Raw genomic sequence first — 13,208 nt, 5'->3', positions numbered from 1 at the left:
AATTAACTTTCAACAGGTGTTGCGTCCGGCGAATTTTCCGTGCAACAAAGCGACCGATCTTTCAAACGCAACGGCTAGCGCTACGTTCATATTGAGTTTCTCTCTTACAAGGATCGCAACACATGCCTAAAGTACCAAGAATGCAACTTCGCGGACCGGATGCACGAAGGGCGCCGGCAACGGAGTGCGCGTCCGTGACCATACATGCGGATGGAAGCTCCCGTTCACGAGGATATTGTTGCGAACGACCCGGTGCACGCCTTCACGCAGCTTGAGGGCGCCCGACAACTTGAGGTTCTCTTCGATGACGTAATTCGAGGCGCCGTCGTCCAGATCAACATCCCAGCCGTGGTCGCACTCGAAGCGGTTGCGCCGCATCACAATTGGTTCGATCGCGTCCAGCGTGGCCAGGGAAGGCTCCACTGCCAGTCGCCTATCCATTTCCGCGCGATCTGGATGCCAGTAGCGGTCGCGTCGGTGTCCTCGAACGCCAGGTTCTCGATCCGGATGTTCTGCACAGGCGCGCGCCGGCCTTCGATGCACATGGACACCCCCCAGCGTCCGCCGTGCAGGGCCATGCAGCACGGCGCCAGCCGGATCGCGCCAGGTCGCCACGCGCTCCTTCGACGTGGCGCCACTGGCCAGGGCGCCCAGGACCAGCTTGGCGGGGTCGCTGTTGGGATAGCGCGCACGGACCAGCATCGACGGGCCAAGCCACAGGCGCTGGAAGTCCTTGTCCTCGAGTGTGGCACGCCAGATGCCGCCGTTCCAGGCCTCCCAGTGTAGGCTGGCCAGGTGTTCGGCACCGGTCGGCAACGGACGCGCGCCTGTGGCGCCCGCCAGTACGAACGGTGTCGCTGCCGTGCCGGACAGCCTCTCATCGACGACAATGGGCGCGCGCAAGGCCTACGTGCCCGCTGCCAGCTCGTTGCGGGTAATGCGCTTGTTCACCCGGGCTTTGTCCAAGGCCGCCTGCAAGGATCGGACATCGTCCACCTTGACCGTTTCCGCAAGGGCGGGTTGGAGCAGGCAGTACATGGCCGACAGCCCAAGGGGAAAGCTCAATGAGTGATGCAATAGGCCGGCGTCTGCCTGCTTACAGCGCCATCTCGAACGGCGCAGCAGGCAAGTCGTCGGCGCTGTACAGATTCACATACGGCGCATCGGCCCAGGCATAGCGCACACGCGTGGTGCCTGGCTGGTTGGCGCCTTTCAGCGTCACCGTGTCGCCTTGCGCCACCGCCAGCACGAACTGGCACACGGCGCCGGCACAGGCTTCGAATCCGATCGCATGGTTAGAACTATAGGTGCGCAAGCCCCCGCCGGTGTTCTTGAAGGTGACCACCAGGTCCTCCCCTTCCCGCTTCACGCCGACCGCTTCCGGGCCGCCAGGCGTGATCGCTTCACCGTAGGCCAGCGCGCGCGCCGCGCGGGCCAGGCGCTCGCCGACCACGGCTTTCTGCGCGGGATGAATGTCGGTGCGGTCGCCCACGTCGATCGTCACGATCAGCGCGGCATGCGGGTCGTTGCGCACCGTCCTGGCCTGGGCTTCGCGCAACTGCGCCCAGTTCGATGGCCCGGGCTTGGTCGCGATCGAACCGAACGAGGATAACTGGACGACGAGGAAGGGCAATTCCGGCTGGCCCAAGGTCTTGCGCCAATCGGCGATCAGCAGCGGCAGCAAGGTCTCGTATTCACTTGCGGCGTCCGTGTTGGCCTCGCCCTGGTACCAGGCCGCCAGTTTGAACTTGTAGCCGGCCAGCGGCGCGATCATCGCGTTGTGGAGCGTGGACAGGCTGATCGGCACTTCCCACGGCGCGGCCGGGATAGTCAGGCCCTTGGCGCGCATGCCCAGCTGGTATTTCCACGGCGCGGACAGGGCAATGAACTGCCCGTCGCCGGTCTTGATGCCGCGCTGTTCCGGCAGCCCGGTCAGCCCGCCGCCCCCAAGAACATGGACGGCGATCACGTTGCGGCCCGGTTTGAAAACGCCCGCGGGAACGGCATAGTCGCGCGATATCCACGCAATAGTGCCGCCGCCCACGCGCACGCCGTTGACCCAGGTGCTGTCGTAGGTATCGATGGGACCGAGCTGGAGGGCGTTGGCCGCGCGCGCCTGCGCCTCGCTCAGCGTCACGCTGGTGCGGAACCAGGCGGCGCCGTCGAAGCCCGCCAACGCGGCGACGCCGGCATCCTTCCACGATCCCTTCGGCGACAAGCTCGGCCATGCCGCGTCGTCGAATCCCGGCAAGCTCCAGGCACGCTGCGCCTTGGCCTGCGGGTCATGCGCGTCCCACCATCGCTCGAGGCGGCGTGCTTCGTCGGCCATCCCCTTGGACGGATTGGACGCCATCACCGCCAGCGCCTCGACCCGCTCGGCGTAGGCCGGCAGGGTCTTCAGCGATTCCTCGCCGATCCAGCCCTGGATCGTGGTACCACCCCAGTCCGACCCAATGAAGCCGACCGCCACCTTCTGCTTCTGCTGCAGTGTACGCGCCATGTAGTAGCACGCCGCCGAGGCCTCGCCGACGGTCTTGGGCGTCACCACGTTCCATACCGCCGGCCGCTTCAAGTCCTGCTGGACGGCAAGTTCGCTGATGCGTTGAATATTGACGAAGCGCAGGTCCGGATTGGCGGGAAATGCCGGCCACGCGCCCGTCGACAGGCGCAACGGAAACTCCATGTTCGACTGGCCGCCGCACAGGAAGACGTCGCCGATCATGATGTCCATGAGCGTCGCGGTACCGCCGGCGCCGCTGGCGGACAGCGTGTACGGTCCGCCGGCCGACATGGCCGGCATGCTCGCCCGCCATCGGCCCTGCGCATCGGCCTTGGCCTCGGCGGTCTTGCCGCCAAGGCGCACCGTCACGCCAAGTCCGGGGGGCGCCGTGCCCCACAAGGTCAAAGCTTCGCCGCGCTGCAGCACGGCATGGTCGCCGAAGATGCCGGCAAATGCCGGTGCCGCCGGCTGCGCCAGCACGGGTGTTGCCAGCGATGCGGCAAGCACGAAGGCTGCGATGTTCAAGTCTTTCTCCTCAAGAAATTTTCAAGGCGTTGGCATAAGCCAGAGCGGGTATATTGGCCGGCAGTGTGACCTGCAAGCCCTGTGCGGTTTGTTCGAACGCCAGCGCACCCTTGGCGCCGAGCAGCTCGACCCGCCGGATGCGGCTCGACATGTGCGCACTGGCACTGCCCATGGCCTCGATCGACACCTTGCCCGATGCCGGCCAGCCCATGACGAAGGCGAACACCGTCCTGCCCTTGGCAGTGAAGCGCACGTCGGCCGGGGAAAACGGCTTGCCCTTGCCCTCGTTGAAGCCTGCGCCCGACATCGGCGTGGCCGCCTCCTGCGCCACCGGCCCTTCCCCGTACACGGCCCAGGGCCGGGTGTCGTAGATGGCCTCGCCGTTGACCGCCATCCAGCGTCCGATTTCCTCGACAATGGCGCGCTCCTGTTCGTCGATGCTGCCATTGCCTCGCACCGGCACGCTCAGCAGCAGGTTGCCGTTCTTGCTCACCACGTCGATCAGCGTATGCACCACCGTCTGCGCGCTCTTGTAGGCCTTGCGCTCGTACAGCGACCGGTCGTAGTGCCAGTTGCCGATGCAGGTGCAGGTTTGCCATGGCAAGGGCTCGATCTGGTGACTCTGGCCGCGCTCGATGTCCCACACCATGCTTTGGCGCTGCTGTTCGTTGAGGATCTTGCCGTTGACCACCGCCTCGTTCCTGCCCTTCCTGGCGATGCTGCGGTTGTACATGTGCGCCGTCAGGCGCATGCCGACGTCGCTGAACGGGAACAAGGGCAGCACGGTGTCGTCGAAATACACCATGTCCGGATCATAGTTGTCGATCAGGTCGCGCGTGCGGTTGAAGAATTTGTCGCAATAGGCCTTGTCCGGAATGGCGGCGCCGCCGCCCCAGTGCCACTGCTCCTGCCACACGCCGCCATCGCCGCCGCTCTTGCTCAGGGGATGGTTTTGCGCATACAGCGCTTGTGGATCGAGACCTTCCCACCAGGTCCCCTTGCCGTCGGCCGCGGTCAGCTTGCCATCGTAGGGGATGCCGGCGTAGGGGCCGCTCTTGTCGGCGCCCTGCGCCGTCTCGTACCAGGTCCAGGCGTGCGCCGCATGCACGCTCACACCGAAGCGCATGCCGTTGGCGCGCGCGGCGCGCTTCCAGCCAGCGATCAAGTCCTTGCCCGGACCGACCCTGGTGGAATTCCATTCCGGCTGGTGGCGGCTGTTGTACAGGTCGAGATTGTCATGGTGGTTGGCCAGCGCCATGAAATATTTTGCCCCGGCCTTCTTGTAAAGGGCCAGCAGCGCGTCCGGATCCCAGCGCTCCGCCTTCCACTGGTGGATCACATCCTTGAAGCCGACCTTGGACGGGTGCCCGTACTTCTGCACATGGTAGCGGTAGTGGTCGCTGCCTTCCTCGTACAAGCCGCGCGCATACCAGTCGCCATGTTCCGCTTCGCACTGCGGTCCCCAGTGCGCCCAGATGCCGAACTTGGCGTTGCGGAACCAGTCCGGCGTCTGGTAAGTCGACAGCGAATCCCAGGTCGGCGCGAACGGGCCGGCCGCGATCGTGCCCGTGCCAGTGGGCGTCAGCGCGTCGGCGGCGCGCGCATAGGGCGACAGGGCGACGGCGGGAATCGCCGCACCCAAATGCTTCAGTAATTGTCGTCGTTTCAAAATCACTCCAGTGTGTGTCGTCGTTTCTGAATTACTTCTCAAACCGCTGGCGGCGCCTCGCGCCGGCCGTCGAGGAGCGCACAGCAGGGCACTCAGCGTCCCAGCATGCCGCGCAGGAAAGCGCCATGCGTGGGCATGGCCGCCACGGCTTCGATGATGCGTTCGCGGCGCCATTGCAGCCCCGCCAGGGCCTCGGCGCGCGTCATGTCGCCCAGCGAGGGATCGGTGTGCTCGGGCCAGTGCCCCATCCCGGCATGGATCGCCAGCCAGCTGGTCGCATCGAAGCCCTCCAGGTCGTACTGCTGCAGCGCGCCCGCCTTGCGCCAGGCGTGGATCTTGAAGGCCAGGGTGTCGGGCAGCTCCATGGTCGTCATGGCGCGCCACAGGGCGCTGTCGCGGCGCGCGCTCAGGCAGTAGTGCAGGATGATGAAATCGCGCACGCGCGCGAACTGGCGGGCGTTCAAGCCGTTATAGTCGGCCACCACCGGCTCGCTAAGCGGCGCGCCCGACAGCAACAAATCGATCAGCTTGCCCAAGCCGCGCTGGATCAGGAAGATGCTGGTCGACTCGAGCGGCTCCAGGAAGCCCCCCGACAAGCCCAGCGCGACCACGTTGTGCACCCAGGCACGCGCGCGATGGCCGGTCTGAAAGCGCAGCAAGCGCGGTTCGGCCAGCGCAGGGCCGTCCAGCTGCTGCAGCAATTGCGCGCGCGCGCTTTCCTCGTCCAGGTAGCGGCTCGCGAACACATGGCCGTTGCCGATGCGGTCTTGCAGCGGAATCCGCCACGCCCAGCCCGCTTCCAGCGCGGTGGCGCGCGTGCAGGGCGTCAGTTCAGTGCCGATCCGCTCGCTTGGAACGGCCCAGGCCCGGTCCACCGGCAGCCAGTGGCTGAAGTCGACAAACGGCTCTTCCAGTGCGCGCCCCAGCAGCAGCGAAGCGAAGCCGGAGCAATCGATATACAGGTCGCCGGCCACCACGCGCCCATCGGCAAGCAGGAGCCGGTCGATGGCACCGTCGGCGCGCCGCGCCACGTCGACGATGCGCCCTTCGGTGCGCCGCACGCCGCGTTGCTCGGCCAGCTTGCGCAGGAAGGCGGCGTACAGCACGGCATCGAAATGGTAGGCGTAATCGAAGCGGTGTTCTACGCGCGGCACCATGAAGCGGCCCTTGCTGGCCATCACGCTGGACAGGCACTGCTCGCCCAGGGCGCCAAGGCTGGCCTCGCCCAGCCGGTGATACTGGCCCCACACCGCGTTCGGGCCGCTCAGCTCGCCGAAATCGCCAAAGGTGTGGAAGTAGCTTTCGCCGACGGCGCGCCAGTCGCGGAACTCGATACCCAGCTTGTAGCTGCCCTTGGTGGCGCGCAGAAACTCGGCCTCGTCGATACCGAGCAGGCGGTGGAAATTGCGGATCGAGGGAAAGGTTGCCTCCCCTACCCCGACAATGCCGATCTCGTCCGATTCGACCAGTTCGACACTACTGCCCTTCAGGGCGGTGGCGAGCGCGGCGGCCGCCATCCATCCGGCCGTGCCGCCGCCCACCACCACGATGCGTTTGAACGAGAGTGTCATGGTGCCTTGCAGTGCCGGGAAATGTAGAGGCCGTGATCGGGCATCGCGTTGACCATCTTGTTGATGAACTCGCGGCGGGTGGCGAAATGCCCCAGCAGCTGGTCGAACTGCAGGGCGTCGATCAGCGGATCGTCGGCCTTCGGCACCACCCCCAGCCCCATCAGGATCGAGAAATACGAGGACGCGGAAAACCCCTGCGGATCGTAGATGGCCACATGCCCGGTTTCGCGGAACAGCTCGATTTGGTGCTTGAGCGTATCGGGAATCGGCATGTTGGCGCAGTAGCGCCAGAATTCCGAATCCGAGCGCTGCGTGACCTTGTAGTGCAGGACGATGAAGTCGCGCACAAACTGGTAGCGTTCCGTGATCATGCGGTTGAACTCGGCGGCCAGCTCGGGACGGCAATCGCGTTGGGGAAAAAACTCGACCAGCCAGCCGACCGCCACTTCGATGATGTTGATGCTGGTCGATTCGAGCGGCTCGAGAAAGCCGCTCGACAAACCGATGGCCACGCAGTTCTTGATCCAGGACTTGCGCCGCCGTCCGGTGGTAAAGCGCAGCTGGCGCGGCGCGCCCTGCGCTTCGCCATCCAGGCCGGCCATCAGCACGCGCCCGGCTTCCTCGTCGCTGGTGAAGGCGTCGCAGTAGACATGGCCGTTGCCGGTGCGGTGCTGCAGCGGGATACGCCAGGTCCAGCCGGCGCTCTGGGCGGTCGAAATCGTGTAGGGCGTGAGCTGCTCGGCCTTGGCACAGGGCACGGCCTGCGCGCTGTTACAAGGCAGCATGTCGCTCCAGTCATCGTAGCCGGCCTTGAATACGCCTTCGATCAACAGGCCGCGAAAGCCGGAACAATCGACAAACAGGTCGCCTTCGACACGCAGCCCGTCGCGCAGCTTGAGGGCGGTGATGAAGCCGGTCTCGGGGTGCTGTTCGACGCCGTCGATCATGCCTTCGACGCGCGTCACGCCGCGGCCCATCGCGTAGTCGCGCAAATAGGCGGCATACAGGCCGGCATCGAAATGGTAGGCGAAGGAATAGGCGTCGCTCACGGAGGGCATCTCGTCGTGCGGCGGGGCAAAGCGGTTGTTGCGCGCCATTGCCGTAGCCATCGACCATTGCTCGTACGAGGGCATATCCTTGAAGGTGCGCGACAGGCGCAGCCAGTACATATAGGCCGGGCGATGCTCGATCGGCGGGCCGAAGTCGCCGAAACCGTGGAAGAAACGGTTGCCGACATGACCCCAATCCTTGAACTCGATGCCGAGCTTGAAGGTCGCCTGCGTCTTCCTGACGAAATCGGCATCATCGATGCCCAGGGCGTGATTGAAGTAGCGGATGGTCGGCAGCGTCGCTTCGCCCACGCCGACCGTGCCGATCTCGGGCGACTCGACCAGCACGATCTCGCAGCGCCCGCCCAGCTTGAGCGCCAGCGGCGCGGCCGTCATCCAGCCGGCGGTGCCGCCGCCGACGATGACGACTTTACGGATGTGATTATCGTTCATCGTTGTCACTTTCTAATGTATGCCTTGCCGAGGCCGGCAAGGACTTGGTCAATGGCCCCGCAGGCGGGACCGCCTCTGCCCGTGGCTAACGTAGCGCAACGCCGGGCGATCACTGCCGATTGGTGTTTCCATCAACGCCAGCGCAGCATAAAAAGGAACAGCCAAAGCTGCCCCTTTCAAGCCACCGCGCCCCCCATCGAGGTGGCCCGGCCTGCGCGCCGCCGGCGGGGCGACCCCTGCCCCGGGGCCGCCCCGCCACTGCTTAGAACTGGTAGCGCAGCGAGGCGCGGTAGCCGCGGCCGTACTCGAACCAGGCGCGGCCCATCATGCCGATCCCTTGCTGCTGGGTCTGGCGAACCGTCGCGTCGGTGAGGTTGGTCATCGAGACGCTACCCGACAGATGCTCGTTGTAGCGGTAGTCCATGCCGAAGTCCAGCTGACCGGTCGCTTCCTGCCAGGTCGGCAAGCCGAAGGCCACGTTGGTGGCGCCCGGGTGCGCCGGATCGGCACTGGTGGCGTCCTTGCCCGAGGTGCCGTTCACGTTCACGCCCTGCAGGAAGCGGCTGCGCCAGCTGTAGGCCAGGCGCGCCGAAAACGGTCCCTTGTCGTACATGAGGGCCACGTTGTAGGCGTTGCGCGACAGGTACTGCAGCGGCATCGTGGTGAACGGCAGACCGTTGCTGTCGCAGCCGAACAGGTTGAGCGAGGCGTCGTTAAACGAGTCGGCCGCCGGGCAGTACTTCTGGTCGAACGGATGGTGCAGCTCCTGCTTGCTCTTGATGTAGGTGTAGTTGGCCGAGATGCCGAAGCCCTTGGCCCACTCCGGCAACACGTCCTGCAAACCGGGCACGTTGTTGAAGTAAGTCTGCCCTGCCAGCTCCAGACCGGCCACGGAACCGTCCGAGGCGTTGTCCTTCTGCTGGATCATGAAGCTTTGCAAGTTGCCGGCCAGGTCGGCGTAGCTGTGGCTGACGGCCGAATTCAAGATGATGTCGCTCACCTTCTTGTAGAACACGTCGGCCGTCAGCGAGCTGCCGCTGCCCGGATACCACTCGAGCGACACGTCATAGCTGTAGGCGCGGGTCGGCTTGAGCTTGACGTTGCCGGTGTCACTGCCCTGATAGGTGACGCTCGCCGGCGTGGTGCCGACGGCCTGGTTGTAGTTCTGGCTGAGCGTGACGTACTCGCTCAGGTCGCCAAAGCCGGGCCGGTACATCGACTTGGCAAAGGCGAAGCGCGCCTGCAGCTTGTCGCTCAGTTCCGCCTTCAGGTTCAGGCTCGGCAGCACGTCGACGAAGCTGTTCTTGCCGTCGAGCGGGGTGTCGATCTTGCCGAAGCGCGGCATGGCCGGCGGCGTGAGGGTGTCGTAGGTCGGCTTGAACACGGTGTAGCCATGCGCCGTCGTCGAGGTGTGCACCACGCGCACGCCGACGCTACCCTCGACCGGGAAGCGCACCTCATCCCAGCCGAAGCGGCTCGACAGATAGGCGGCCTGGGTCTTCTCGCGGTTGCTGAAGGTCTTGCTCGGGTCGCCGTCGTAGGAGAGCGGCGTCCAGTCGTTGCCCTGCGTCGAGCAGTCCACCGTGGTGCCGAAATGCTGGGCGCCGTCCTCGCACTGGTACTGGACGACCTTCTTCGCCACCGCGTAGGAATCGGGATAGCCCAGGATCGCCGCCGTGGTCGGTTGCACCAGCGCCGCCGGCGCCGGAACCTTGCCGTTGAAGAAGTTGTTGTATTTGAACAGCGTGGTCGGCAGCAGGTCGCCGTAGCGCGGATCGCTCAGGTAGCCGTAGCTGGCGCGCGGCTGCCAGCCCCCGGTGTCGGCCGAGGTCGGCAGGGTGCCCGGCCGTTGGGTCGTGGCGACCTCCCATGGCCGGGACGTGGTGTACCAGTCCGAGCCGCTGGCCTTGACGTGGGTGGCCTTGCGGTCGGTCACGCGCACGCCGAAACGCAGGTCGCGCAGCACCGGATGGTCCAACCTCAAGCGCCCGTCGACCTTCCAGGCGTACAGGTCGCCGTCTTCCTTGCCCATTTGCGGCACAAAGGCGTTCGGGTAGTAATGGCCCCGATCGGCCAGGAACTGGGTCGCCGCGTCGTCGAAGGTGATTTCGGCCGGATCGCTGCCCCTCACGCTGATGTTCATGCTCGGCACGAAGGTCGACAGGGTCATGTTGCGGTAGGTGCTGTCGGCCTTGGCGTGCACCCACTGCAAGTCGTTCTGGAACGACAGGCGTCGGTTGACGGTCCACTTGGTGTTCCAGGCGAGTTCGCGGGTCGTCGAGTGGACCAGCGAGTCGGTGGAGTTCGAATTGAATTCCAGGCCGCCCTCGACGAAATTGTTCGCACCCTGGCCGCCCGGATAGGTGTACCTGGCCGACTGCAGCACGCCATTGGCGTCGAACACGGCATTGTTCAGCTTGGTCTTGTAGGTGTTCTCGACGCCGGTGTAGAGGGCGTGTTCCTGGCTGTTGTTGGTGTAGGCCGAGTTGAACACGGTAAACGAGGACTCCACCCCATTCTTCTTCCACTGCAGCGCGGCATACTCGCCGACGCGGTCGTAGCGGGAGGTGTTGGTGCGATACGAGCCCGACTTGGGCGCCCAGACGGTCTTGCCATCGACGACGTTGGTGCGCGGATAGTAGGGGTCGATCTGGATCGAGTCGTTGTGCTCGTTGCTGCGGTTGGCCGACAGGTCCAGCAGCATGCCCCATTGGCCGAAATCGTTTTCCCAGCGTTTCGAGGCCAGGGCCGACACGCCCGGCGAGGATTTCTTGCCCAGTGCGTTGTAATTGGCATTGGTCGAGATGGCGAACTTGTCGACCTTGTAATCGAATGGCAGCGCGGTGCGCAGGTCGACCTGGCCGCTGACGCCGCCTTCGACCAGTTCGGCCGGCGGGTTCTTGTGCACGATCACGGCCGACATCAGCTCCGGCGGCACGTCACCCCAGCTCAGCTCGCGTCCCGGCCAGCCGGCCGAGAATGACTCGCGCCCGTTGAGCGTGGACGAGCCCCAGGTCAGGCCGCGCACCGAGATGCCCGACCCTTCGACCGAGAAGTGCTCCGGGTCGCCGCGGCTGTTGCGGTCCATGGTCACGCCGACCACGCGCTGCAGCACCTCGGTGATCGACTTGTCCGGCAGCTTGCCGGCTTCCTCGGCGACGACGCCGTCGATGATCTCTTCGGCGTTCTGCTTGAGCTTGGCGGCCGACTGCAGCGCCGCGCGCTGGCCGGTCACCACGACGGTTACGGTGCCGTCGCTGTTGGTGCTCACGGCGCCGCCCTCGGTCGCCGGTGCGGTTTGTGCGAACGCGGCGCCCCCGCAAATGAGTGCGGCCTGTGCCACGGCGATGGACAGCGCGGTTTTTTTGAATGGTCTCTTCATGTCATTATCTCTTTTCTGGATCGAATCTCGAATGCCCAGCCGCGCGCTGCTGCGGCATGGAAGCAATATCTGGCCTGGTGGCCGGGAAACGCGAGCGCTTCCCGGCGCCCCGGCTTACTGGATGGTGATCGGGCCTTTGACGGTGAGCGCGGTCGGATAGCCCGGCGTGGTCGGTGAAGCGCCCGCCACCGAGGTGTTCGAGCGCGGCCCGTACACCTTGAAATCGACGATCGGATACTTTTTCATCTCGTCGGCCTCATTCAGGTTCGACAAGCCGCACGAGTTGTCGTAGCCCTTGATGTCGCTCAGTTGAACTTCATACGTGGCGACCGCGCCGCCCTTGGGCTTGAGCAGCACGTGCGGGGCGACGTTGCAGTTATTGTTGACGTGGCCCAGCACGAAGATCAGATACAGGTCATTGTTGCCGGTCTGGACCCACTCGTCGTTCTGGCCCAGCGTGATCTTGATCGTGGTCTGATTGCTCACGCGCAGGCCGTCGCTGGTGCCGTCCTTCACGCCGTGGGGAACCACGTCGAAGCCGAAGTAGGCACCGATATCGCTGCCGTCCCACGGATGCTTGGGGTCCTTGGTCTGGATCACGTACTTGTAGGTGAAGCTGCTGTCGGCGGCGTTGAACGTCGTGCTGCACCAGTTCGGGTCGCCGCAACCCCAGCCGTCAACGCTACTGCCGGCCCAGCGGTTGATCGGATCGCCGTCGACGGTGCGGTCGACCGCCTCGACGCCGTTCATGATGGTGAGCACCGGCGGTTTGTCATCGCCAACGATGAAGACGGCCTTGGCAGACCCGGCATCGTAGGTGTCGTTGCCCGCCTGCGCGGCGGTGATCGAGCAGGTACCCTTGGAGACCAGGGTGAGCGTGGTGCCGCTGGCGGTGCACACGTCGGGCGTGGTCGAGGCGAAGGTCACCGGCAGGCCCGACTCGGAAGTTGCCACGAGCGGATCCGGGGTCTTGGTGATCGACTGGAAGCCGGGCGAGGGAAAGTCGACAAACTGCGTATGCTTGAGCACATTGAACAACTGCTGCTGCGAGGCCGCCATGTAGGTGCTGTCGCCGGCCTGGCTGGCCGTGATCGAGCATTCGCCCGCCTTGACCGTTACCAGCTTGTCGCCATCCATGGTGCAGGTGGCCGGCGTGCTCGACGTGAAGGTGATCGGCAGCCCGGACGACGCGGTCGCCACCAGCGGTGCGGCCGGCGTCATCAGATAGTGCGAGCCCGGGAAAGCAAATTCGATGGACTGGGATTTGCCGCCCGTGGCCGCGCCGCCGCCGCCGCAGCCGACCAGCAGCGTGGCGCAGGCAAGGCCGATGGCCGAAAGCTGGAATCCCATGGTATGTCTCCTCATTTTAATGTTTCCTCTCTATTGCGTTTTCTAAAAATGCTCGCCACCGGCGACGCCGATGACAAGGAAAGATGGTCCCTGCCCCGCTAGGCGGCATGGACGATGGTCCCGGTCAAGGATGTATGGACTGGCGTCGCCTCGCTGTCGTTATGTAAACGTTTTCAAAAACACAGGACAAGCAGCGTGCCAGGATTGGAAACACGCGCGCTGCGCGGGGAGGCCGCGGGGGCCGGCCTGCGTCGCGCCGGCCGGATCCGGCCGGCCAGGCCTGGCTGTGCGCGAGGCGGACGTTGGAAAGGTCTGCGGGCAGCTTGCTGCCGCATTGAACGAGCTTGAGGTGCACGTCCTGTCTCCCTGCTTTTATTATCGATAACGGTCAATCAGCTGCTTCGATGGCGCTGTATTGGAGGTGAAACCGCGTTAGGTTCTACGCTGGCGACTCCTGTCCACGCTCGCTGAGCACGCGGTCGCGGTAGGCGCGCGGCGTGCAGCCAAGTTCGCGTTTGAACACGCGATGCATGTGCTGGATGGACGTCAGGCCGCTGTCCACCGCCACGTCCTCGATGCTGCAATTGCTGATTTCCAGGCCGGCCTTGGCGGCATTGAGCCTGAAGCTCAGGATCACGTCATGCACGCTGCATCCCAGCTCCTGGCGAAAGGCGGCTTCGAGCGACGAGCGCGACACGCCGACATGTTT

8 protein-coding genes are annotated in these 13,208 nt (G+C 65.0%); all 8 read right to left on the bottom strand.

Going from position 1 to position 13,208, the window contains the following annotated elements:
- Window positions 1-126: 126 nt before the first annotated feature.
- Entirely contained in the window at window positions 127-903 is a 777-nt protein-coding gene (locus ASC93_RS31000; RefSeq protein WP_157202041.1) for a hypothetical protein, read from the bottom strand.
- 193 nt (window positions 904-1,096) lie between these two features.
- Window positions 1,097-3,025, bottom strand: a complete 1,929-nt coding sequence (locus tag ASC93_RS20505; protein ID WP_082548205.1) for a sialate O-acetylesterase — start codon at window positions 3,023-3,025, stop codon at window positions 1,097-1,099.
- Window positions 3,026-3,035: 10 nt separating this feature from the next.
- Window positions 3,036-4,694, bottom strand: a complete 1,659-nt coding sequence (locus ASC93_RS20500) for an alpha-L-fucosidase (protein WP_056446689.1) — start codon at window positions 4,692-4,694, stop codon at window positions 3,036-3,038.
- Between the two features lie 92 nt (window positions 4,695-4,786).
- Entirely contained in the window at window positions 4,787-6,265 is a 1,479-nt protein-coding gene (locus ASC93_RS20495) for a tryptophan halogenase family protein (protein WP_056446686.1), read from the bottom strand.
- Window positions 6,262-7,767 (bottom strand): tryptophan halogenase family protein, encoded by a 1,506-nt coding sequence (locus ASC93_RS20490; protein WP_056446683.1) that lies wholly within the window; start codon window positions 7,765-7,767, stop codon window positions 6,262-6,264. Before ASC93_RS20490 ends, ASC93_RS20495 begins: the two co-directional genes overlap by 4 nt.
- Window positions 7,768-8,029: 262 nt before the next feature.
- A complete protein-coding gene (locus ASC93_RS20485; RefSeq protein WP_056446681.1) occupies window positions 8,030-11,149 on the bottom strand; it encodes a TonB-dependent receptor in 3,120 nt (1,039 codons plus the stop codon).
- A gap of 114 nt (window positions 11,150-11,263) precedes the next feature.
- Entirely contained in the window at window positions 11,264-12,499 is a 1,236-nt protein-coding gene (locus tag ASC93_RS20480) for a hypothetical protein (RefSeq protein WP_056446678.1), read from the bottom strand.
- A 439-nt stretch (window positions 12,500-12,938) separates the two neighbouring features.
- A partial coding sequence (locus ASC93_RS32310; RefSeq protein WP_229412812.1) for a helix-turn-helix transcriptional regulator occupies window positions 12,939-13,208 on the bottom strand: 270 nt, incomplete at its 5' end.

Source organism: Massilia sp. Root335 (assembly GCF_001425685.1).
In the GTDB taxonomy this organism is placed as follows: domain Bacteria; phylum Pseudomonadota; class Gammaproteobacteria; order Burkholderiales; family Burkholderiaceae_D; genus Telluria; species Telluria luteola.
The sequence above is the reverse complement of the archived record's forward strand: the minus strand, read 5'-3'. Positions and strand labels throughout refer to the sequence as shown.